General features: G+C 26.7%; 22 protein-coding genes and 1 pseudogene. 21 read left to right on the top strand and 2 right to left on the bottom strand.

Translation table 11 applies throughout. The features are described 5' to 3' along the window. Window positions 1–6: 6 nt before the first annotated feature. The 4 genes from A500_RS02815 (at window position 7) to A500_RS02800 (ending at window position 2,563) form a co-directional block, all read left to right on the top strand. On the top strand, window positions 7–636 hold the full coding sequence (locus tag A500_RS02815; RefSeq protein ID WP_016206076.1) for an HAD family hydrolase: 630 nt from the start codon (window positions 7–9) through the stop codon (window positions 634–636). A 59-nt stretch (window positions 637–695) separates the two neighbouring features. Next, window positions 696–1,358: a hypothetical protein gene (locus tag A500_RS02810; RefSeq protein WP_016206075.1), complete on the top strand. Its 663-nt coding sequence runs from the start codon at window positions 696–698 to the stop codon at window positions 1,356–1,358. Window positions 1,359–1,577: 219 nt separating this feature from the next. Continuing rightward, entirely contained in the window at window positions 1,578–1,895 is a 318-nt protein-coding gene (locus A500_RS02805; RefSeq protein WP_016206074.1) for an RNA polymerase sigma factor, read from the top strand. 8 nt (window positions 1,896–1,903) lie between these two features. Next, window positions 1,904–2,563, top strand: coding sequence for a hypothetical protein (locus A500_RS02800; RefSeq protein ID WP_016206073.1), 660 nt, complete (start codon window positions 1,904–1,906; stop codon window positions 2,561–2,563). Between the two features lie 224 nt (window positions 2,564–2,787). Here A500_RS02800 and A500_RS20690 read toward each other — a convergent pair whose 3' ends face one another. After that, window positions 2,788–2,943: a hypothetical protein gene (locus A500_RS20690; RefSeq protein WP_016206072.1), complete on the bottom strand. Its 156-nt coding sequence runs from the start codon at window positions 2,941–2,943 to the stop codon at window positions 2,788–2,790. Between the two features lie 297 nt (window positions 2,944–3,240). Here A500_RS20690 and A500_RS02795 point away from each other — a divergent pair, with 297 nt between their 5' ends. The 4 genes from A500_RS02795 (at window position 3,241) to A500_RS02780 (ending at window position 7,282) form a co-directional block, all read left to right on the top strand. Continuing rightward, window positions 3,241–3,909 (top strand): response regulator transcription factor, encoded by a 669-nt coding sequence (locus A500_RS02795; protein ID WP_016206071.1) that lies wholly within the window; start codon window positions 3,241–3,243, stop codon window positions 3,907–3,909. Next, the gene (locus A500_RS02790) at window positions 3,909–5,465 is read left to right on the top strand and encodes a sensor histidine kinase (RefSeq protein ID WP_016206070.1); all 1,557 of its coding nucleotides are present in this window, start codon (window positions 3,909–3,911) and stop codon (window positions 5,463–5,465) included. Before A500_RS02795 ends, A500_RS02790 begins: the two co-directional genes overlap by 1 nt. 152 nt (window positions 5,466–5,617) lie before the next feature. Further along, complete coding sequence (locus tag A500_RS02785) at window positions 5,618–6,517, top strand: ATP-binding cassette domain-containing protein (RefSeq protein ID WP_016206069.1); 900 nt, start codon at window positions 5,618–5,620, stop codon at window positions 6,515–6,517. Between the two features lie 21 nt (window positions 6,518–6,538). Beyond that, window positions 6,539–7,282, top strand: coding sequence for an ABC transporter permease (locus tag A500_RS02780; RefSeq protein ID WP_423219273.1), 744 nt, complete (start codon window positions 6,539–6,541; stop codon window positions 7,280–7,282). Between the two features lie 289 nt (window positions 7,283–7,571). On the opposite strand, the gene A500_RS02775 is transcribed toward A500_RS02780, so the two are convergent. After that, window positions 7,572–7,988 carry a YjdF family protein gene (locus A500_RS02775; RefSeq protein WP_016206067.1) on the bottom strand — a complete coding sequence of 139 codons (417 nt, stop codon included), beginning with the start codon at window positions 7,986–7,988 and terminating at the stop codon, window positions 7,572–7,574. A gap of 400 nt (window positions 7,989–8,388) precedes the next feature. Here A500_RS02775 and A500_RS02770 point away from each other — a divergent pair, with 400 nt between their 5' ends. From A500_RS02770 to A500_RS21615, 13 genes and pseudogenes are all read left to right on the top strand, one after another. After that, a complete protein-coding gene (locus tag A500_RS02770; RefSeq protein WP_016206066.1) occupies window positions 8,389–10,431 on the top strand; it encodes a YgiQ family radical SAM protein in 2,043 nt (680 codons plus the stop codon). 43 nt (window positions 10,432–10,474) lie between these two features. Then, on the top strand, window positions 10,475–11,278 hold the full coding sequence (locus A500_RS02765) for a RelA/SpoT domain-containing protein (protein WP_016206065.1): 804 nt from the start codon (window positions 10,475–10,477) through the stop codon (window positions 11,276–11,278). Between the two features lie 192 nt (window positions 11,279–11,470). Next, on the top strand, window positions 11,471–11,788 hold the full coding sequence (locus tag A500_RS02760; RefSeq protein ID WP_016206064.1) for an ArsR/SmtB family transcription factor: 318 nt from the start codon (window positions 11,471–11,473) through the stop codon (window positions 11,786–11,788). Between the two features lie 19 nt (window positions 11,789–11,807). Next, window positions 11,808–13,145, top strand: a complete 1,338-nt coding sequence (locus tag A500_RS02755; RefSeq protein WP_016206063.1) for an MATE family efflux transporter — start codon at window positions 11,808–11,810, stop codon at window positions 13,143–13,145. Further along, window positions 13,120–15,423, top strand: a complete 2,304-nt coding sequence (gene gshAB, locus A500_RS02750) for a bifunctional glutamate--cysteine ligase GshA/glutathione synthetase GshB (RefSeq protein WP_016206062.1) — start codon at window positions 13,120–13,122, stop codon at window positions 15,421–15,423. The genes A500_RS02755 and gshAB overlap by 26 nt, the downstream gene beginning before the upstream one ends. 214 nt (window positions 15,424–15,637) lie before the next feature. Further along, complete coding sequence (locus tag A500_RS02745) at window positions 15,638–16,675, top strand: M42 family metallopeptidase (RefSeq protein ID WP_016206061.1); 1,038 nt, start codon at window positions 15,638–15,640, stop codon at window positions 16,673–16,675. A 105-nt stretch (window positions 16,676–16,780) separates the two neighbouring features. Beyond that, complete coding sequence (locus tag A500_RS02740) at window positions 16,781–17,281, top strand: DedA family protein (RefSeq protein ID WP_016206060.1); 501 nt, start codon at window positions 16,781–16,783, stop codon at window positions 17,279–17,281. An 82-nt stretch (window positions 17,282–17,363) separates the two neighbouring features. Next, window positions 17,364–19,019: a multicopper oxidase family protein gene (locus A500_RS02735; protein WP_016206059.1), complete on the top strand. Its 1,656-nt coding sequence runs from the start codon at window positions 17,364–17,366 to the stop codon at window positions 19,017–19,019. An 84-nt stretch (window positions 19,020–19,103) separates the two neighbouring features. Further along, entirely contained in the window at window positions 19,104–19,706 is a 603-nt protein-coding gene (locus A500_RS02730; RefSeq protein WP_016206058.1) for an HAD family hydrolase, read from the top strand. A gap of 123 nt (window positions 19,707–19,829) precedes the next feature. Then, a pseudogene (locus tag A500_RS02725) lies at window positions 19,830–21,273 on the top strand (DEAD/DEAH box helicase). A 401-nt stretch (window positions 21,274–21,674) separates the two neighbouring features. Continuing rightward, window positions 21,675–22,283, top strand: coding sequence for a PAS domain-containing protein (locus tag A500_RS19315; protein ID WP_157453600.1), 609 nt, complete (start codon window positions 21,675–21,677; stop codon window positions 22,281–22,283). Then, a complete protein-coding gene (locus tag A500_RS19310) occupies window positions 22,280–22,972 on the top strand; it encodes a GGDEF and EAL domain-containing protein (protein ID WP_016206056.1) in 693 nt (230 codons plus the stop codon). The genes A500_RS19315 and A500_RS19310 overlap by 4 nt, the downstream gene beginning before the upstream one ends. Window positions 22,973–22,992: 20 nt before the next feature. Continuing rightward, window positions 22,993–23,255, top strand: a 263-nt coding sequence (locus A500_RS21615) for an EAL domain-containing protein (RefSeq protein ID WP_157453599.1), incomplete at its 3' end; no start/stop codon positions are given.

Here is a 23,255-nt window from a genome sequence, read left to right as displayed (position 1 = left end):
TAAATATTGAAAAAGGCTGTTATTTTTGATATGGATGGTGTTTTAATTGATAGTGAATATGCTTATTTTTTAAGAAGAATGAAATTTTTTGATAGTATTGGAATTGAACCAGGAACTAGAAATTTCACTGATTTTATTGGATTAAGTGATAGTATGATATGGGAAAAGCTTATTATTGATGATAAAAATAAAAGAGAAAGATTAAGAGAAGAATATAAAAAGTATAGAGAGATAAATAAAATTAATTTTAAAAAAGTCATGAATAAATCAGTTAAATATATAATTAAAAATCTAAGAGATAAAAATATAAAAGTTGCTATTGCTTCATCATCAGAAAAAAAAGAAATATTAAGAATGATGAATGAATGTGAGATAACTGAATATATAGATTTCGTAATAAGTGGAGAGGAATGTACTGAGAGTAAGCCAAATCCAGAAATATATATTAAGTCTATTGAAGCTTTAAATATATTACCTAAAGAAGCATTAGCTATAGAAGATTCAACATTAGGAATAGCCTCAGCAGTATCAGCTGGCTTAGAAGTAGTAGGAGTAAAACAAAAAGATTACGATTTAGACCAATCAAAGGCAACATACACAATATCAGATTTAGATGAAATAATAAAATACTTGTAGCAAAACAAGTTAATATAAAATACTTATATAGTAACAATAATTTAATAGGAGAAAGCCATATGCAAATGATGGACATGCTTTTTAAAGGTCTTATGGGTGGCGGAATGGGAATGCCTAATATGGGAGGAGGAAATCCTTTAGGTGGACTAGGCGGAGGAAATCCACTTATGAATATGTTAATGGGCTCCATGATGGGAGGCCAAAACCAAATGAATGGAGCTAATAATCCATTATCTATGCTGATGAATGGAATGGGAGGAATGAATAGGGGAAATAACCCTATGAATAATCCCATGAATCAGCAAGGAAATGGAATTAATCAATTGTTAGGTATGCTAATGGGTGGTAATGGATTAAATATGCTAAATCAAAATAGAGGTGGAATGAATAATATTAATAATAATTCCAATGCTAACAATCCACTTGCTGCTTTAATGAATGGGATGAATCAAGGTCAATCAGGAACTCAGCAAAGAAACTCAAATAATGGAACTGTAGATATGAATCAATTAATTAGTATGCTAATGAATGGAAATGGTTCAAGTAATACAAATAGCGCAAATAATTTCTCTCAAAATAATAATAGCAATGCTCAAATGGACCCATTAGCAATGCTTTTTAATTCCATGAATGGTGGTAATGCAAATAATAATGCTAATGCTAACTCAAATAATGGAAGAAGACAATCTTCTAGTAGTAGACATCATAGAAGTAGAAGATAGTGAATCTGCTAGCGTATAAAAATTAAACTAATAATTGTTTATTAATAATTTTTTGATTATTAATTACATTAATTTGGCTGTCCTTGTGGCAGCCAAATTAATGTAATTAACATAATGTAGTAAACTATAAAAATATAAAATTTAAAACATAAAAAATTATTTTATTTATGCAACATTTTAAAGAGTTAAATTGTATTAAAGGTGAAAGGGGGAGAGAAAATGAATGAGTTTTCTTTACCTAGGGAAGAACTGATTTTGAGAGTTATAGAAAAGTATTCAAATACAGTATATAGATTAGCTATTTCAAGGACTAAAAGTGTCCATGATGCCGAGGATATAATGCAAAATGTATTTATAAAATTTATAAATTGCAATATTAACTTTGAAAGTTATAATCATATAAAAGCTTGGTTAATAAAATTAACTATAAATTTAAGTAAGAATTTATTAACATCAGCTTGGTTTAAGAAAACTACAGCTTTAGATGAGAATATAGTTGCAGTAATAAAGGAAGAATATATACCACCCAAAGTGTAGAGTTTCCTTTGGAAATAGGGAAGGAATTAATAGATAAAAAAATAGGAGTTACATGGGACCTAATGAGTGAAATTCAGGATAATGGAACTTCAGCAGGATATATAGATTTAGAAGCTTTAAAGGATTTTGCAAGCATAAGCGAAGGTGATGAAGTTTATACAGCAAAGGGCTATGATGAAAGCTTTAGATTAATAACCTATACTAAAAATGAATACGGAGAATATATTAATCTATGGGAATGTTTAAATGACTTTATATTAGCTGATGGTAGTGATGTTTTTGGAATGATGAATATAAGAGAAAACTTAGGGAGTGCTACATGGAAAAGCTTTAATAACTGGAATAATGGAATAATAGAAGAAAAAGAAATTACTATAGATGATACAGTAAATAGTTTTATAGATTCTATGTATAAAGGAACACCATATTCACTAGAGGATGAAAGCTTAAGAAATGAATTGTTTGATAAAGAAAGTAACTATTCAAGCGAAGAAGATTATGCTGATATAAATGAAGAAAGTCAAAAATTTATTTTTTTGAAAATGAAAGATGGAACAAAAGCTGAAATAAGACTATTCAAGAATGGATATATATACTATTCAGGATTAAATTTTGCTTTTAAATTAGATGAAGAATCCTTTAATAATATGTGGAATAAATTGAATTAAAATATTATAGTAATAAAAATAAATTATATACGTAGGCTTAGGGAATCTAAATTTGCAATAAAGTCACGTGATGACCAAATGAAAATTATAATAAATTTGCATATGCTAAATTAAGATTGTAAAAAATAGTTAGTTTTGTATAAAAACAAAACTAACTATTTTTTTAAACTACGAAAGAAGTTTGCACCTTAATTATCCATTACGTAGTCATTGTGCATTAGGACCTAAAAGCCTCTTTTCTTTGCTTCTTCACCACTTTCATTTATTCCAGGTTCCTTAATTGTAAAGTTATATGAACTATTTGCAGATTGATTTTGTGTTTTTGTCCCATTTCTTAGCACATTTTCTTTTGAATGAGTTCTTTTATTATCATTTTTCATAAATGTTCCCTCCTAAATAAGATAGATTACATATATAGTATTAGAAAATTAATAGAAAATTATTAGAGTAAATAAAATTGAAAAATTGAAAGAATTTATATAGTTCACAGTGCACAAGGCAAAGTTCACAGTTTCTTAGATAAAGTAACATTTATCAGGGAACAGGTAACAACTTCAGTTATGAAATGATATAATTTACCATAGTTTTTATATTGGTAAATTAAAACAAACAATAAATAAATTATATATTTATTGTATAATTAATATATAATTTATTTTTTGGGGGATTGAATAGACATGATTAAAATTTTATTTTTAGAGGATGAACCAAATATACTTGAGGTTACAACTGAATATATGAAGATGCAAGGCTATGAGGTTACTTGTGTTAATAATGGACAAGATGCCTTAGAAATTTTAAAAAATGAAGATTTCAATTTAGCTATTTTAGATATAATGGTACCTAAGGTTAATGGTTTAGAAGTACTTGAATATATAAATAAAAGCAAAAGGAATATGGCGACAATTATGTTAACTGCACTTGGAGATGAACAAACTCAACTTAAAGCATTTAACCTTAAGACAGATGATTATGTTATTAAACCATTTTCTCCATTATTATTATTAAAGAGAATTGAAGCGGTTTTGAGAAGGAGTTTAACAGAAGGTAAATTTGATAACGATGATACTGAGTTTTATATAGATGATAATACTTATCAGGCTTATTATAAAAGCGAAAGTTTAAATTTAACATTAAGTGAATTTTTATTATTACAAACTTTAATGAAAGAACCTAATAGAGTTTTTAATAGAGAACAATTGATAATGAGAATTTTCAATGAAGATTATATTTCAAATGATAGAATAATAGATGCGCATGTTAAAAACTTAAGGAAAAAACTACCTCATAATTATATTAAGACTGTAATTGGTGTAGGATACCAGTTTAACAAGGAGGATATTTGATGAATTTATCTAAAAAGACTTTTATTTATAGTTCTATACTTGTAGGGACAATTGTATCACTAATAATAATTTATTTTGTGGTTATGTTACCCTCATTATATATTGATCATTTGAGAAAAAGTCATTATCAATCTATAAAGAAGATTCAAGAGAACTATATTGAAAATAAGGATTATAATAGTATATACTCACCTAATCCATCAGGTACAATAAGTCTTATGATTCCATCAAGTGGAGATAATGTATATGCGGCTAATAGATTTGGAACAGCAAAGTTTACCATTAAAGATAGCAATTTAATTAAATTAATAGATGAGTTTAGATATTATTCTAATAATATTGATGAAATTAAAGAACTTGAAAACTATGATATTAAGGTTTTGGATACATTAAAAGAAAGCTTCAATAAAAAAGTATTTATTGAAGAATTACCAGTAAAATTTGAATTTAGTAAAAGTAATAATGTTAATGTATTTACTGAGGATTCAAGTAAAATGAGTATTGCTTCAGATGATACTATTATTTATGAATTTAATAGCTTTGATGGAATAAATTATTATACAGTTTACTCTGCAATTACAATAAGAAATGGAGATATTATAATTTCATTGTTATCTGTAATGACTCCAAAGATAGAGGAAATTACATCAATAGTATTTCAAAGCTTACCAATGATAGTATCAGTACTTATATTAATAATATTGCTCTCAACATATTATTTTTCAAGAAAAATAATAGTTCCAATAAAAAGGTTAGCTAATCATGCTGAATTTATAAAAAATAATAACATAAATAATATTTATCCTATAGAAATTCAAGGAGAAGATGAAATTTCGGTTTTAGGAAATACATTAAACGAACTATATATTAAATTAAATGAAAGCTTTAAAAGTTTAGAAGAAAAAAATAAATTATTGATTACTGAAAATAAAAGACAAGATGTATTTTTAAGGGCATCTTCGCATCAATTAAAAACACCAGTTGCTGCATCGCTTTTACTTGTAGAAGGAATGATAGATGAAGTAGGAAAATATAAAAATACAAAGGAATATTTGCCAAAAGTTAAAGCTCAACTCCAATCGATTAGAAAGATTATTGATGAAATATTAAACCTTAATAATAAAGATATAAATAAGAAAATGATTAATATAAATGATTTAATAGAAGAAATATTAATTCAACATGAAATCCAAATAAAAGAGAAATTTATAAATGTAGAAAGAGAATTAAAGAATATAAACTTAGATACAGATTATCATTTAATGTATAAGATTATAGATAATTTAATTGCAAATGCAGTAAGATACACAGATAGAGAAAATAATATAAAAATAACTTTAAATGAAGGCAGCCTTATAATAGTAAATTATGGAGCTCATATAGATGAAGAACTTTTGCCTAATATATTTGATGCTTTTGTATCAAGTAATTCAGAAAATAGGGGAAGTGGTTTAGGGCTTTATATAGCATATTATTATTCAAATTTATTAGGTTATAAGATAGAAATTAATAATATAAGCAATGGAGTAGAAGCAATAGTATATTTTAATTTTTAGGAATTTATAAAAACTTACCCTTTGAATAATCTTTAATAAATTCCTATTAACATGAATTAAAGCTACAGAACATTTGCATATTAAATTCACAGGAAATTCATACCAAGGTAATATACTTAGAGTATAGAAATTAAGACAAAGGGGGAGCAATAGTGATTACTATAAATAACTTAGAAGTTAAATATGGAAAAGAAGTAGCTTTATTAATAAAATCTCCTATTAAATTTGAGGCAGGAGATAGAATTGGAATAATAGGTTCAAATGGTGCAGGAAAAACTACTTTAGTTAAATCAATTTTAGGACTTATTAATTATAACGGATCTATCAATACTAATATAAGGCCTGAGGATATATCTGCACATATGCAAAGCAATAATTATGCAGAGACAATGGCAGTTAAGCATATAATAGAAGCTGTTTTAGATACAAAAATTAATAAGAATAAAAGGTTACAAGATTTAATTAATTTTTTCGACTTTGATAAGTGCTTAAATAAAAGGTATAGTGCACTTTCAGGAGGGCAAAAACAAAGACTTACTATAATATTGGTTTTAATTCAAGATTCACCACTAGTATTTTTTGACGAAGTTACTTCAGGCCTTGATTTTGAAACAAGACAGCAATTAATGAGTAAAATTGAAGAATGGTACAGAAATAAAAATACAACTATTTGTATAGTATCTCATTATTATGAAGAGCTAGAGCAATTAACTAATAAAATATTAATATTAGAAAATGGTAGAGTTATTGATTTTGGAAGTAAAGAAGAATTGTTTAAAAAATATTGTGGAAATTCCATCATAACTTTATCTAAAACAAGTGAAAATATTGAAATCACAAAGGATTTTAGAAAAATAAAATCTCCAAAGCATTTAATAGCAATTCCTAGTTTCAGTATAGAAGAAGAATTAGAAGTATCAAAGCTTTTAATAGAAAAAGATATAAGCTTTAAAAGAAGTAATTCAGATATAGAAATAATGAGTATTAATGCTAAAAGTAAAAATGAAGTTTATCAAAAGGATGGTGAGACCCTTGAAAGCAAAATTAGTTAGATATAATTTAGTTAAGTATGAATTAAGAAATTTAGTAGGAAATATATTTTCAATAATATTTGGAGTTGTTTTCCCAATATTCATGTCTATTTTTTAGGGAATATAATTTCTTCAAAATCTCCAGAAGAATTTAGAGAAGTTATAATGACTAGTATATTTATAAGTAATAGTTTAATGATTCCATTAGCTACTGTGTTTGTATCATATTCAGCAACTTTTTCACAAGAACTTGAAAAAGGAATTCCTCTTCGTTTTAGATTGTTTGGATATCGTGAAAAAGATTTGATTATATCTAAAATATTAGCTTATTTAATTTTTATGACAGTAGCTATAATTATTTATGGAATAGTATCTTTTTTAACATTAAAAATACAGGTTCCATCATTTTCTTCAGCATTAGTTTTAATAGGCTCACTATATTTTCTTGCTATAATATTTTTTGCATTGGCTCATGGGATATCTTTATTTTTTAAGAAGTTTGGACCAACTTATTCTATAACAATGTTACTTTATTTTGCAATAATGATTTTAAGTGGAATGTTTGGAGTACAAGCAAAAGATTTTCCAGAGTTATTAATGAAAGTTGCATATTTGTTACCAACAACTTATATATGTGGTGATTTTATTGATTTCTGGCAAAAAGGAAGCTATAACTTTATGCCGTATATACAATCTTTAGTTCTACTTGCATCAATAGCAGCAATAATTATGTTTTTAGCAATAAATAAGAATTCTAGATATATTCATAGGGATAAGGCGATTTAAATTGCGAAGCAATTTTCAGTTCACAGTTCACAAGGCACAGTGCACGGTTTCGGATTATAAGGGGTGTAAGGGAATATGGAACAAGTAACAGGGAATAGGTAACAGGGAACACAAGTAACAGGTAACAGGTAACGGGTATAGTATTTTGCTAAGTAAAATTAAATGAAAAAGTGAAAGAGTGAAGGAATGAAAGAGTTGAGGAAAAAATCCTCAAAGGATTTTTTCCATCACTATTCACTTTTTCACTTTTTCACTCTTTCCCTTTTCACTATTTTGCTTCGCAAAATAATTAATGTCCTTTGTGTTTTTCTTTCTTTTTTTGTTGGCGTATCAAAAATTGTCTATCTTTTTCTTGTTCTTTTTTTTCTTTTGAAATCTTTCTTCTTTCAAGTTTTCTTTCTTCTAATTGTTTTTTCATAGCAATTTGTGCCTTTGATCCAATTTGAATTTCTTGAACTTCTTTTTTTATTTTCTTTTGAAGTCTTTTAGGATTAATTCTTCTTTGTTCAATTTTATCATCAGATAGAGGGGGGCTAAATTTACACTTATTGTATTCTTTTAATAAGAAATCATACACCTCATAATCTTTTGGCTCAGGACCAAAAACTATTCTACAAAAGCATAGATAATTTTCTTCGGATTTTTCAAAGATACCTACCCAAAATGGGTCTTCAAAAAATACAGTTAATTTTGAATTTGCATACATAAAATTTTCCTCCTGTTTTTAAAAATTATTAATGGAAAATGGACAACCCCAGGAGGGCAGGTTACTGCTATAGATTTAATGAATAGGTTCGGACTACCAACCGAAACTGTGTTTTTATCTCCATGAAATTATTATATATTACATAAATATAAAATTACAAATAGATTAAACAGACTATATATAAATTTTTTGAATTTAGAAATCTATTGAGGCTATATAAAATAATGAATATTAAATTTTATCAACAAATTTATTAATTTGGAAATTAATAAAATATAAAAAATAAATGATTTAATTTATTTAAAATGTTATAATCATTAGACGTAATGTTAATATTGATATATAAGAACTAATACAAGATTACATTATTAATTTTCAATTTAAAAAAGTGAGGGTTTAAATGTTAAATAATAGATTTTTACCAATTAGTAAAGAGGATATGCAAGAACGTGGATGGGAACAATGTGACTTTATAATAGTTACAGGGGATGCTTATATAGATCATCATAGTTTTGGAACAGCAATTATTTCAAGAGTTTTAGAAAGTGCAGGATACAAAGTAGGTATAATTCCACAGCCAGACTGGCATAGTACAGATGACTTTATGAAACTTGGAAGACCAAGGCTTGCGTTCTTAGTTAATGGTGGAAATATGGACCCTATGGTTAATCATTATACTGTAAGTAAGAGAAAAAGAGATAAAGATCTTTATACCCCAGGTGGGAAAATGGGTGCAAGACCAGATAGAGCTACAATAGTCTATTGTAATAAAATAAAAGAGGCTTATAAAAATATAGATATAGTTATAGGTGGGTTAGAAGCAAGTTTAAGAAGATTAGCTCACTATGATTATTGGGATAATAACGTAAGAAATTCAATACTTATAGATAGTGGTGCTGACCTTTTAATATATGGAATGAGTGAAAAGCAAATTGTAGAAGTTGCAAATTCTTTAAATGATGGATTTGAAGCAAAATACATAAGACATATAAATGGAACTACATATGCAATAGATTCATTAGAAGAAATTTATGGTGATTATAAATTGTTACCTTCAAGAGAAGAAGTTACAAAGGATAAGATGAAATATGCTGAAGCTTTTAAAATACAGTACGAAGAGCAAGATCCGGTAAGAGGAAAAGTTCTTGTGCAGAAGCATGGAGATAGATATGTAGTTTGTAACACTCCAGAGATGCCACTTACAAGAGAAGAATTAGACAAGGTTTATTCTCTTCCTTATACTAAAGAATGTCATCCTATATATGATGAATTTGGAGGAATTGCTGCTTTAGAAGAAGTTAAATTTAGTATAGTAAGCTCAAGAGGATGTTTTGGTAACTGTTCATTTTGTGCCATTACATTTCATCAAGGAAGAGCAGTGCAAAGTAGAAGTGAATCATCTATATTAGACGAAGCTGTTGAAATAACAAATCTTAAAGACTTTAAGGGATATATACATGATGTTGGAGGCCCAACTGCAAACTTTAGAAAGCCAGCTTGTAAAACTCAGCTTACTATAGGTGCATGTAAGAGTAAACAATGTTTAACTCCAAAGCCATGTAAAAATTTAATAGTAGATCATAGTGAATTCTTAGGACTATTAAGAAAAATAAGAAAGCTTCCTAAAGTAAAAAAGGCATTTGTTCGTTCAGGCTTAAGATATGATTATATAATGGCAGATAAGGATGATACATTCTTTAAAGAACTTGTTGAACATCATGTTAGTGGACAGTTAAAAGTTGCACCAGAACATGTAGCACCTAATGCTCTAAAATATATGGGTAAGCCATCGGGTGATACTTATGATAGGTTTAGAGAAAAGTTCTTTAAAATAAATAAGCAATTAGGAAAAGAACAATATTTAATACCATATTTGATGTCAAGCCATCCAGGAAGCGGATTAAATGAGGCAATAGAACTAGCTGAATATTTAAGAGATACAAAATATCAACCAGAGCAAGTTCAAGACTTTTATCCAACTCCAGGAACTTTATCAACTGCTATGTTTTATACAGGTATAAATCCTATAACTGGCGAAGAAGTTTATGTTCCTAAGACAAGAGAAGAAAAAGCTATGCAAAGAGCACTTCTTCAATTTAAAAATCCTAAGAACTATAATTTAGTTCATGATGCTTTAGTTAAAGCAGGAAGAGAAGATTTAATAGGAAATGGGCCTAAGTGCTTAATAAAATCGAAAGCTGATAGATATATTTCTAAAATGAGAAAAGAAGAACCAATATCTAAAGTAAATTCAAAATCAAGAAAATCAAACTCTAAGTTAAACTCAAAATTAAGCTCTTCCTCAAGGTCCGGAGTAAAATCAAATACAAAAGAAAATAAACCTACTTCAAATGGAAAGTTAACTACTAGAGATAAATATGATGGGTTTAAAGGGAAAAAATCTAGTCCAAGAAATAGCAAGAGTAGTAGACAAGGAAGATAAATTGAAATATATAATAATCCTATAGCCAAAGGAGAATAAGTAAATGAAAAAGAGTTTTAGAATAGATGAATTCATATTGAAATATCCACATGTAGAAGAGAAAATTAAAGAAAATAATATAGATATTAAAGCTTTAAATGATATTTATAATGATTTTGTAGATTATGAAATATCTTATGAGAATCAAGCAGATTTTATATCTAATATTTTACGTTCTCAGCCAATGATTCATTCAGTAAAATCAAGAATAAAGAATCCTGATAGATTGATTGAAAAGATTATAAGAAAAACTGAAGATAGAAAATTAAAATATGGTGAAGACTTTCAATTCACGTTAGAAAATTATAAAAATGAAATAAATGATTTAATTGGAATTAGAGTAATACACATATTTAAAGATCAGTGGCAGGATATTCATGAATTTATCACTAAGACTTGGAAGGTTATTGAGGTTACTGCAAATGTAAGAGAAGGGGATAATACTAAGAAGTTTGAAGAACTAGATATTGAAGTAAGATCAAGAATATCAGGATATAGATCTGTTCATTATTTAGTTGAGTTTTATCCAACTAACGAAAAAGTTATAGCTGAAATTCAAGTTAGAACAATATTTGAAGAAGGCTATGGAGAAATAGACCATAGATTAAGATACTCACATATAGAAATACCGGAAATATTAAAATCAAATCTTCTTTTATTTAACAGAATTGTAGGAAGTGCTGATGAAATGGCATCTTTAATTAATGATCTTAGTAAAGAATGGTTTAACAAAGAGGAAGAATTTTTAAAAGTTATAGAAGAGCAAAAAGAAGAGCTAGATAAACTAAAAAGTTTAAGTAAAAAGTAGCAAGGTAAAGTGATATTATATTTTTATATAAAGATATAATATCACTTTTATTTTATAATTTTATTATACAATTAATGAAATTATATTGACTAAATATAGATAATAATCTATATTTAAGTATGATATATATAGATATGTGTCTATATATTTTAAGATTAGTATATAGACAACAATCTATATAAGGAGGTTACTATGATTAAAAACTATGAAAAAAATATAAGAATATTTAAAGCTCTTGGAGAAATAAATAGAGTAAAAATCATAGATATGTTATCAAGTGGTGAAAAATGTGCCTGCATAATATTAGAAAGTTTTCATTTTACTCAACCAACATTATCACATCATATGAAAGTTTTAATAGATTGTGGAATAGTAAAATGTAGAAAAGAAGGAACCTGGATATATTATAGCTTAGATAATGAAATTTGTAATGATCTTATGAAATTTCTAAATATAATATTAAATAGTAAAGAAAAATGTATATGTAGCGCAAATAAAAAGTCAGAATAAATTTAGAGTAGGAGAAAATATGAAAAAGATAGATCTTACAAAAGGGAAAGTTCTTAATGTTTTAATAACTTTAGCAATCCCTATAATGGCAAGTTCATTTCTACAATTTGCATATAATATAATTGATATGATATGGGTTGGAAATCTTGGGAGTGATGCAGTAGCAAGTATAGGTTCGGCGAGTTTTTTTATTGGACTTGGTAATTCTATTAACTCTTTTGTTGTAATAGGTACAGGAATAAAGGTAGCTCATGCAATAGGTGAAAAAAAGGAAAATGAAGTTAAGGAGTATATATCTTCAGGCATAATTCTAAATTTGTTTGTTGCATCAATATATTGTATTGTAGTTTTAATATTTGGTAGAAATCTTATAGGATTTTTAAATACAGGGAATCCTATAGTGGAAAATGAAGCATATAAGTATTTGGCTATAAATGGACCAATTTTATTCTTTTCATTCTTTAATACTTTATTTATTAGAATTTTTAATAGTTTTGGAAATAATAAAAGTGCTTTAATAATAAATATTATAGGTATAGTAGTAAATATAATTTTAGATCCTATATTTATATATGGCTTAAAATTAGGAGTAAGTGGAGCGGCTATAGCTTCTTTAATAGGAACAGTAATAGTTTTTCTATTACTTTTATATAATGGAAAAACAGTTTTAAAAATAAATAAGGAAAATATAATAGATATAATAAAGATAAAAGAAATAACAATTTTAGGGACTCCAATGGCCATGCAAAGAATTTTATTTACATTAATAAATATAATTTTAGCTAGGATAGTTGGAGGATTTGGATCAGAGGCAATAGCTGCACAAAAAATTGGACTTCAAATAGAATCAATAATTTATATGGTTATTGGTGGATTAAATGGAGCCATAACAAGTTTTGTAGGACAAAATTATGGAGCAAAGCAATTTAGAAGAATAAATCAAGGATATAATACATCAGTAGGTATTGGAGCTATATATTCTTTATTTATAACAATAATTTTTATATTTACTCCAGAAGTTTTAGTCAAATTATTTATTAGGGAACAAAATACTATTCATATTGCAAGTAATTATCTAAGAATTATAGGAGTATCTCAGATATTTTCAACTATAGAAATGATATCGAATGGAGTTTTTACAGGCCTTGGATTACCTAAAATCCCAGCAATAATAAGTATAGTTTTTACAATACTAAGGATACCTATAGCTTTAATACTAATAAGGTTTTTTGATGTAAATGGAATATGGTTAGCAATATCAATTTCAAGTATTTTAAAAGGAGTTATATCTTATTTGATTTATAAATTAAGAATATGGAAGGAGTACAAAGATGTTAAATGTGATCAAATCACTTGAATATAAAAATAAATTATTAAAAGGAAATTTTGGGGTAGAGCGTGAAACACTGAGAATAGATAGAGAAGGGAAATTGGCATTAACTAAGCATCCTAAAGTATTTGAATGTAAAATCAGTCATCCATATATAACAACTGATTTTTCAGAAAGTCAAATAGAGCTTATAACTCCTACCGTAAATACAGTAGAAGAGACCTATAGTTTTTTAAATTTACTTTATGATATTACAGCTTTAGAAATAAAAGATGAACTTCTTTGGCCTCAATCTATGCCATGTAGTATTCCAGAAGATGATTTTATTCCAGTTGCAGATTATGGAGATTGTGGTAACGGGAAAGGTGCAAGTGACTATAGAAAAAAGCTACTAAAAAAATATGGTGGAAAAAAACAATTAATATCAGGAATACATTATAATTTTTCCTTTAATGAAGAATTAATAAAGGACTTATATAAAATTTTAGGGAAAGAAGAAGATTACAGAGAGTTTAGAGATAATATATACTTGAAAGTAGTTAGAAACTATTTAAGATATAGATGGCTTCTTATATATTTATTGGGTGGAACTACCATAATGCATGAAAGTTTTGGTGATAAGTGCGTAGTAAACTTAGATAAAGTATCAAAAGATGGTTTTAGTAATGATGGAGTAGTATCTTATAGGAATAGTGAATGTGGATATAAAAATCCTATAGATTTATATCCAGACTACAGTTCAGTTAAAGATTATGTTACAAGTGTTAATAGATTTATAGATGATAAACTTATAGATAGTCATAAAGAGTTATATACACAGATAAGATTAAAAGCAATAGATAACACAAAATTCTTAGAGTCTTTATTAAATGATGGAATAAATTACTTGGAAATAAGAAGTATAGATATAAATCCATTTAGTAAGGCTGGAATATCCTTAGAAGACTTGAATTTTATAAATATATTCACTATATACTTACTTATAAAAGAGGAAAGTTCTTATGAAACTTGGCAACAAGAAGCTCAAAATAATCAAAATATAATTTCTATGTATGGGCAAATGGATGTGGTTTTAAATAAAAATGGAAAGACTATATCTAAGAAAGACTGGGCTTTAGAGATATTAAGCGAAATCAGAGTTATGAATAATGAGTTATGTTTAGGTAAGGAAGAAGTAGTAGATAACATGATAGAAAAGGTATTAAATCCTAAATTAACCTATGCATATAAACTTTCAGAAATGGTTAAGAAAGAAGGATTTTTAGAAGGACATATTAAATTAGCAAAAGAATATCGTGAAGATGCCTATAAAAACAGGTTTAAATTAGAAGGTTTTGAGGATTTAGAATTATCAACACAAATACTAATGAAAGAAGCCATAAAAAGAGGTATAAAAGTCGATTTAATAGATAGAAGTGAAAATTTTATTTCATTACAAAAAGGAAATCATATAGAATATGTAAAACAAGCAACAAAAACTTCTAAAGATAGTTATATAACAATTCTAATGATGGAAAATAAAGTTGTTACAAAAGAAATCTTAAATAAAAATAATATTAAAGTTCCTTCAGGTTTTGAATTCTTTTCTCTAAATGAAGCACTTGAAAGTGTTAATAAATTTGTAAATAAATCAATAGTTGTTAAACCTAAGTCAACAAATTTTGGTATAGGAATATCTATATTTAAAGATGGAGCAGGAGAAGAAGATATTAAAGAAGCCTTTAAAATTGCTTTTGAAAATGATACTACAGTTCTAGTTGAAGAATTTATAGAGGGAAAAGAATATAGATTTTTAGTTGTTGGAGATGAAGTTCCAGGAATACTTCACAGAGTTCCAGCTAATGTTATAGGAGATGGAAAAAGCACTATAACAAAACTTGTAGAAGAAAAGAATAAAAGTTCACTAAGAGGTAAGGGATATAAAACCCCACTAGAAAAAATCAATTTAGACAATAATGTAAAGTTATTTTTAAAGCAAGAAAATAAAGATTTTGAATACATTCCTCAAAAGGATGAAATTGTATATCTTAGAGAAAATTCTAATATTAGTACTGGTGGAGATAGCATAGATTATACGGATTTAATACCTAAAAAGTTTAAGGATATAGCAGTAAATTCAGCAAAAGCTGTAGGTGCTAATATTTGTGGTGTTGATATGATGATAAAAGACTACAAAGATGAAAATTCAAATTATGCAATAATAGAGCTTAATTTTAATCCTGCTATTCATATTCACTCATATCCATATAAAGGAGAAGAAAGAGAGATTGCCAAGGGAATACTTGAGTTGTTGGATTTTATTTAGAATAAAACCTACCTTAGATATATTCTCTTTTTAATAAGGGAACAGTTTTAGAGAGCAAAAGAGCTTTTAGTACAAAATATATTGTATTAAAGGCTCTTTTCACTATCTTACTTCGCATTTTATAACATTGATTTATTAAATATTAAAGTTATAGAAATAATAATATTATAATGATAAAATTGATTTAGAAAATTAATGTAGGAGGAGTAAATATATGAGTTTTAAGATTAATAAGGAATATGTATTAAATACAGCAAAGAGAATATTAGAATTTGATAGTCCAACTGGATTTTGTTTTGATATTATGAATATTATTGAGGAAATAGCTACAAGCTTTGAGTATAAATTTGAAAGAACAAATAAAGGTTGTGGAATAATTACTATTGAAGGTCAACAAGAAGGGAAAGTTATAGGACTTTCTGCTCATGTTGATACTTTAGGTGCAATGGTGAGATCCATAACTAATAATGGGACTTTGAAGTTTACATTGCTTGGAGGTCCAATACCTGCAACTTTAGATAGTGAGTATTGTAAAATAAGAACAAGAGAAGGAAAAATATATACAGGAACATTTTTAAGTACAAGTCCAGCTGCTCATGTTTATGCAGATAGTAAGGACAAAAAGCGTGATCCAGAAAATATGGAAGTTAGAATAGATGAAAGAGTTTTGTGTAAAAAAGATGTTGAAGAATTAGGAATTTGTTCAGGAGATTTTATATTCATAGATACAAAAACAACTATAACAGAAAGTGGATTTATAAAATCAAGATTTATAGACGATAAGGGTAGCGTAGCTGCATTGATGGGGTTATTAGAATTCTTAAACAGAGAAAAAGTAATACCTAAATATAAAACTAAAATATTTATTTCAACATATGAAGAGGTTGGTCATGGCTCATCATATATTCCACAAGATATAACTGAAATGATAGCTGTAGATATGGGATGTATTGGTGATGATTTAACTTGCACAGAATATGATGTATCAATTTGTGCTAAGGATTCAGGTGGACCTTATGACTATAATATGGTAACTAATTTGATAAATATAGCAAAAGAAAATAAATTAAGTTATGCTGTTGATATATATCCATTTTATGGTTCAGATGTTGGAGCTGCATTAAGAGGTGGTAATGATATAAGGGGAGCCCTTATAGGACCAGGAGTTCATGCATCTCACGGAATGGAGAGAACCCACTATGAGGCTTTAGAAAATACAATAAAACTACTTATTGGATATATAATTCAGTAAATATACAGATAGAGTTAAGTAAATATTAAGAATCTTTATATTTAATATTAAGAAAGATAGGGTATAATAACATTCATTAAATATAAATTTGGAGTGTAAATAAATATGGATAAGATACAAATAATAATAGAATATTTCTCAACATATGGATTAATATTTTTGTTTGTAGTTATATTTTTAGAATATTTAAATTTCCCCGGATTAGGGGCAGCAATAATAATGCCTGCGCTAGGAATAGCAATTGCTAAGGTGGGAATAAATTTTTTTGTAGCTTTAGGAATATCTATCTTAGCAGGAGCCTTAGCAAGTTATATTTTATTTGCTCTATCTTATTGGTTTGGGGGACCTATATTAACAAAAGTATATAATAAATTCCCTAAATCTCGAAAATCTATTGATAAAGTATGCTTTTATATAGAGAATTATGGTGATAAAGGGGTTTTAATAACAAGACTAATTCCAGTGGGAAGAACTCTAATACCTTTTGTAGCTGGGATGTTTAGAATGAACATAATAAAATTTTCAATATATTCAACAATAGGAATAGCTATTTGGAATGCGGTATTTATATATGCAGGATATGCTTTTGGATATTGGTTTATTTAAAAAATAAAAGATAAGTCGTATAAGAACATTTTACATAATGGAGAATATATTATACTATAACTTAGCTTAAGGAGTGATATGTATGGTTTTAAGTGAACCAAATGAAAGAAATTCCAAAAATGAGCTAGAAGAAAGTTCAAATGATAAAGTAGAAGCAAAATGTTGTAGTAATAATATATGTTCTGTAGTAAATCCTTCTGATCCTTTTACAATACCGAAGTTTGTAGATAAACTACCAATTCCGAAAGTAGCAAAACCTATAAATAATGATAATAAATGTGAAGAGAAAGAAAACCATTATAAAATAACTATGGAAGAAGCAGAGCATCGTTTTTCATCATATTTTCCACTAACTAAGGTATGGGGATATGATGGATTATATCCTGGACCAACTATAGAAGCTTTTAAAAATATAGCAACTTATGTTTTATGGGATAATAAATTGCCTAGCAAGCATATTTTACCTTATGATAAAACTTTGCATGGAACAGTAGATGATCCGGAAGTTAAAACAGTAGTTCATTTGCATGGGGCCAAAGTAGAAAGTGATAGTGATGGACATCCAGAGGCTTGGTTCACAAATGGATTTAAAATTACAGGATCTGAGTTTACTAGAAAAACTTACAAATATACAAATTTTCAATCTGGTACTACCATGTGGTATCATGACCATGCCATGGGACAGACAAGATTAAATGTATATGCAGGTCTTGCAGGTTTTTATATATTAAGAGATTTATTAGAAGAAAGATTAAATTTGCCTAAGGGAAAATATGAAATTCCACTTTTAGTACAAGATAAGTCCTTTACTGAAAATGGTCAATTGTTTTACCCAGCTGCTCCACCATTTCCAGTAGATGTATTTCCATCAATAGTACCTGGATTTTTGGGAAATACAATAATAGTAAATGGAAAGGTATGGCCATATTTAAATGTTGAACCTCGTAAATATAGATTTAGAATATTAAATGGTTCAAATAGGCGTGAATATACTATGAGCTTATCTAATGGGGGAGAATTTATTCAAATAGGTACTGATGGCGGATTAATAGAAAGTCCTGTTAATTTAAAATCATTTAAGTTAATGCCTGCTGAAAGAATTGATGTTATAATAGATTTCTCAAAATATAAGGGAGAAAGAATAATATTGATGAATGATGATCCTGCTGCAAATTTATCAGGGACTAATATGATTATGAGATTTAATGTAATAGAGCCATTAAAAGGCGAAGATACAAGTACTGTTCCAAATACTCTTAGAGTTGCACATCCACTAAATGCAGATTTAGCAAGAAGAAAAAGAAAAGTATCATTTGGAGCTATGACGGATAATTACGGTAGACCAATGCTCCATATTGATAATATGACTTGGAGCGATCCTGTAACAGAAAAACCAGCACTAGATAGTATTGAAATATGGAATTTAATTAATCCAATGTTAGGAGCTCATCCTATTCATATTCATTTAGTACAATTTAAGATTCTTTGGAGAAGGCCATTTGACGTTGATGATTATAATAAAACAGGCAAAGTAACATTTACTGGACCTGAAGAAGAGCCGTATGATTATGAACGAGGATTTAAGGATACAGTAAATGCTGAGGCAGGAAAAGTAACAAGAATCATAATGCAATTTAAAGGTTATGCAGGAGATTATGTATGGCATTGTCATTTCTTAGAGCATGAAGATCATGAGATGATGAGACCTTTAAAGGTTGTAGAATGTAATTGCGATTAATGATATAATAATGTTATCTAAAATAATTAAACAGTAGATAGAGACCTATCTACTGTTTTTTATAAAATAATGAGGGAGAAATTAATGTATAAGAACATAATTTTTGATATTGGGAATGTATTACTAAGTTTTAATCCGAAGGAATATTTAAGACAAAAAATAGGAGAACAAAAGTTAGAAGAAATATATAAAGCCATTTTTGAAAGCGAAGAATGGGTTATGTTAGATAGAGGAACTATAACAGAAGAAGAAGCAGTAAAAAATATAATTCAAAGAAATAATTTATATGCTACTGAAATTGAATTAGCATTTAAAGATTGGTATGGATTATTAAAGCCAATTGAAGAAACTGTAGAGATATTAAAAGATCTAAAAAATAATAATTATAAAGTATTTTATCTATCTAATTTTCATGATTTAGCATTTAAGGAAGTAAATAAAAGGAACTCTTTCTTTAAAGTTTTTGATGGAGGAGTAGTATCTTATGAAGAAAAACTAATTAAACCAGAAGAAGCTATATATAATTTAATTCTAGATAAATATAATTTGATTGCAGAAGAATCTATATTTATTGATGATACAAGAGCAAATATAGAAGGTGCAAAAAAACTTAATATAAAGACTTTATTATTTGAAGCACCAGAGAAATTAAGGAAAGATTTAAAACAATTAAATATAAATATTTAATTGATAGAGTAGGGACTAAGTTTATATTAATGTAGTCTCTACTTTTTATTATAATATCTGTCATTGTTAAATTTAGTGCTATAGGGTAAAATAAATAATAGTTTAAAAAAGTGAGGTAAATTAATGGTTATAGATAATTTTAAAAATATGAAATTAAGTGAAGAAATTCTTAAGGCATTGAAAAATTTAGGCTTTGAAAAACCTTCAGAAGTTCAGCAAGAAGTTATTCCATATATGTTGAAAAAAAGAGATTTAGTAGTAAAATCTCAAACTGGAAGTGGTAAAACAGCAAGTTTTGGCATTCCATTATGTGAATTAGTAAATATAGAAGAAAATAAGGTGAAAGCTTTAATATTAGTTCCAACTAGAGAACTTGCAATGCAAGTAAAAGAAGATATATCTAACATAGGAAGACTAAAAAAAGTTAGATGTGCAGCTATCTTTGGAAAACAACCTTTTAATGAACAAGTAAGAGAACTTAAACAAAGAGTACACATAGTATGTGGGACTCCAGGTAGAGTAATAGATCATATAGAAAGAGGAAATTTAAATATAGAGAATATTGAATTTGTAGTAATAGATGAAGGGGATAAAATGCTTAATATGGGATTTATAGATCAAATTTCCGAAGTATTAAAAAGATTACCTAATTCTAAAAATACTGCTTTATTCTCAGCAACAATACCACAAGAAATAGAGGGGTTATATTCTAAATATATGAATGATCCACTAGTTCTAAATATAAAATCAAAAGTATTTAATAGAGATAAAATAATAGAGAAATATATAAGTGTAGATAAAGAAGAAAAATTTAAGTTTTTATTAAAGTCCTTATATGCCTGGACAGATGAATCTGCAATAATTTTTTGTAATACAAAGGATTCAGTTAAAAACTTAAGTACATTATTAAAAAAAGAAAAAATTAACGCAAGAGAATTACATGGAGATATGGAGCAAAAAGAAAGATTATCAACAATGGATAGTTTTAAAAATAAGGAGTTTAAGGTATTAGTAGCAACTGATATAGCAGCAAGAGGAATACATATAAACCATATAACAAATGTTTTTAATTATGAAGTTCCAATGGAAAAGGAAAGTTATGTACATAGAATAGGGAGAAGTGGAAGAGATAATAAAAAGGGGCTAGCTATATCTTTAGTAGGAAAAATGAAAATAGATTTTACAAGAGATAGAGGAGTACATTAATTATAAAATAGAAGAAATAAAAATACCTTCTTATGAAGAAATAATAGATGGAAGAAAAAGATTTTTTGAGAATCAGAAAAATAATTATGGAAACCAAATAATCACAAAGAAAAATATTCATAGCGAAGTAATAAAAATACACTTATCAGCTGGTAAAAAGAAAAAAATAAGAAATATAGATATATTAGGAGCTTTAAGTAATTTGGAAGAACTAACTGGAGAAGATATAGGTATAATAGACGTTCAAGATGGATATTCATTTGTAGATATTTTAAATGGTAAAGGAAATATACTTTTAAAGAGATATAAAGAAATAAAATTAAAAGGTAAAGTGGTTAAAATCAGTAAGGCTAAAAGTTAATAGAGATAGTATTTCAATTTTTTTACAAGAGATATGTTATATTTATTTATAGTATAATATATCTCTTGTTTTTTATGTTAACAAAAAATGAATATAATGTGGTATTTATGTTTATTTATTCATATAAATTATTAATTAATATATATTAATTGAATTATCAAGTAAAAGTATTGAATGATATATACAAAAAATTGTATAATAAAACAAAGAAGAATTATAAGAATTGGGATGGTGGAAAATTTGAAGCTTTCAAAGAAATTAGCTACATTTTTATTCTATTCCACATTATCTATATCTATTATTATAATTGCAATATTTTTAAATATAATTTACAAATTAAAAAGTGCTTCTGTAGTCTTTATTATAGATTACAGGCTAATATCCTTTTTATAATATTTTTAATGGTTATTTTAAATATAAGCACATATATATTCATCAATAAAAATGTAATAAAAAGATTAACAGTAATTAAGCAAAATATAAACGAATCAAGTTTACTTGAAGAAGAAAATATTATAAACCTTGAAGACGATGAAATAAATTGCATTTATGATAAAGTGAATGCTCTTAGTAATGAAGCTAATGTAACTAAGAAAAAACTTATAAATACAATTAATAATTTAAAAGAAGAAGAAAAAAATTATTCTAATATATTAAATGCAATGTCTAATGCATTTTTCTCTTTGAAAGCTATAGTAAATGATAAGGGAGAATATATAGATGGTGAAATTACGGATGTAAATCTTGCAGGAATGGAGCTATTGGGATTATCTAGAAAAGAAATTATTAACAATAGATTTTCTAACTTATATATGAATTTCTATAGAGATGAAGAAGAGATAATACAAATATTTAAAAGAATTAAAAAATCAAAATCGGAATGTATTGCACGAGAAATAAACATAATAGATGATAAATGGGGATTAGTATCTGTATACTCACTTAGTGATGGGTATTTTTCTATAATAATAAATAATATTACTGAAATAAAGAAATATGAAAAAACATGACGTATCTAATTAATTATGATACTTTAACAAACTTATTAAATAGAAATAACTTATTAGAATATTTAATGGAGTTAACAAATTTAAGTAAAGAGTTTAGCATATATTTTATAGATTTAGATAACTTTAAGAATATTAATGATACAGTAGGTCATAATACAGGAGATGAAGTTTTAAGAATAGTATCAGATAGATTGACTCAATTATCCTCAAACAATATAACTGTTGGTAGATTGGGTGGAGATGAATTTATTATAGTAGAAAAAGAAAATTCAGATCCAGAGTCAATTATAAAGCTTGCTGATAAAATATTGAATTTATTAAATAAAAAAATTCAAATTAATAGATATAGTTTTAATTTAAAAGCAAGCATAGGAATAAGTCACTATCCTAAGCATTCAAAAGATATATTTACTTTATTAAAATATGCAGATATATCTATGTATAAGGGAAAGCAGGATGGTGGGAACATAGCTAAAATATTTTCTAAAGATATGGTTGAAGAAATAGAATTAGAAAATAAATTAATAACGGCTTTAGATAACAATGAATTTGAAGTATATTATCAACCTATATATAAAGTTAAGCAAGAAAAAGTTGTAGGTGCAGAAGCACTAATTAGATGGATAAGGAATGATGAAATAATTTCACCTATAAAATTTATACCATTAGCTAAAAAAATAGAGAAATAATAAGAATAGATGAATTTGTATTGAAGGAAGCTTGTAAATACTGTGAAAAAATGATAGCTTTAGGAGAAAAGGACTTTAATATATCAGTAAATGTGTCTCTTTTAGCATTAAAACAAGAAGATTTCATAGAAAAAACTCTTCAAATATTAAATCAATTTAATATTACTCCTAAATCTATAAAGTTAGAAATAACGGAAGATGAAATAATAGATAATACGGAATTTGTTATTGATGTACTAAATAATTTAAGAAAATTAGGTTTTAAAATATCCTTAGATGATTT

It is taken from the genome of Clostridium sartagoforme AAU1 (assembly GCF_000401215.1).
In the GTDB taxonomy this organism is placed as follows: domain Bacteria; phylum Bacillota; class Clostridia; order Clostridiales; family Clostridiaceae; genus Clostridium; species Clostridium sartagoforme.
This window is presented reverse-complemented; position numbering and strand designations above follow the sequence as displayed.

Excerpts from the sequence above, each read along its gene's own strand:
- A500_RS02810 (WP_016206075.1), top strand. The coding sequence starts at position 696 with ATGCAAATGATGGACATGCTTTTTAAAGGTCTTATGGGTGGCGGAATG.
- A500_RS02805 (WP_016206074.1), top strand. The coding sequence starts at position 1,578 with ATGAATGAGTTTTCTTTACCTAGGGAAGAACTGATTTTGAGAGTTATA.
- A500_RS20690 (WP_016206072.1), bottom strand. The coding sequence starts at position 2,943 with ATGAAAAATGATAATAAAAGAACTCATTCAAAAGAAAATGTGCTAAGA.
- A500_RS02795 (WP_016206071.1), top strand. The coding sequence starts at position 3,241 with ATGATTAAAATTTTATTTTTAGAGGATGAACCAAATATACTTGAGGTT.
- A500_RS02790 (WP_016206070.1), top strand. The coding sequence starts at position 3,909 with ATGAATTTATCTAAAAAGACTTTTATTTATAGTTCTATACTTGTAGGG.
- A500_RS02775 (WP_016206067.1), bottom strand. The coding sequence starts at position 7,988 with ATGTATGCAAATTCAAAATTAACTGTATTTTTTGAAGACCCATTTTGG.
- A500_RS02770 (WP_016206066.1), top strand. The coding sequence starts at position 8,389 with ATGTTAAATAATAGATTTTTACCAATTAGTAAAGAGGATATGCAAGAA.
- A500_RS02765 (WP_016206065.1), top strand. The coding sequence starts at position 10,475 with ATGAAAAAGAGTTTTAGAATAGATGAATTCATATTGAAATATCCACAT.
- A500_RS02760 (WP_016206064.1), top strand. The coding sequence starts at position 11,471 with ATGATTAAAAACTATGAAAAAAATATAAGAATATTTAAAGCTCTTGGA.
- A500_RS02755 (WP_016206063.1), top strand. The coding sequence starts at position 11,808 with ATGAAAAAGATAGATCTTACAAAAGGGAAAGTTCTTAATGTTTTAATA.
- gshAB (WP_016206062.1), top strand. The coding sequence starts at position 13,120 with ATGTTAAATGTGATCAAATCACTTGAATATAAAAATAAATTATTAAAA.
- A500_RS02745 (WP_016206061.1), top strand. The coding sequence starts at position 15,638 with ATGAGTTTTAAGATTAATAAGGAATATGTATTAAATACAGCAAAGAGA.
- A500_RS02740 (WP_016206060.1), top strand. The coding sequence starts at position 16,781 with ATGGATAAGATACAAATAATAATAGAATATTTCTCAACATATGGATTA.
- A500_RS02735 (WP_016206059.1), top strand. The coding sequence starts at position 17,364 with ATGGTTTTAAGTGAACCAAATGAAAGAAATTCCAAAAATGAGCTAGAA.
- A500_RS02730 (WP_016206058.1), top strand. The coding sequence starts at position 19,104 with ATGTATAAGAACATAATTTTTGATATTGGGAATGTATTACTAAGTTTT.
- A500_RS19315 (WP_157453600.1), top strand. The coding sequence starts at position 21,675 with ATGGTTATTTTAAATATAAGCACATATATATTCATCAATAAAAATGTA.
- A500_RS19310 (WP_016206056.1), top strand. The coding sequence starts at position 22,280 with ATGACGTATCTAATTAATTATGATACTTTAACAAACTTATTAAATAGA.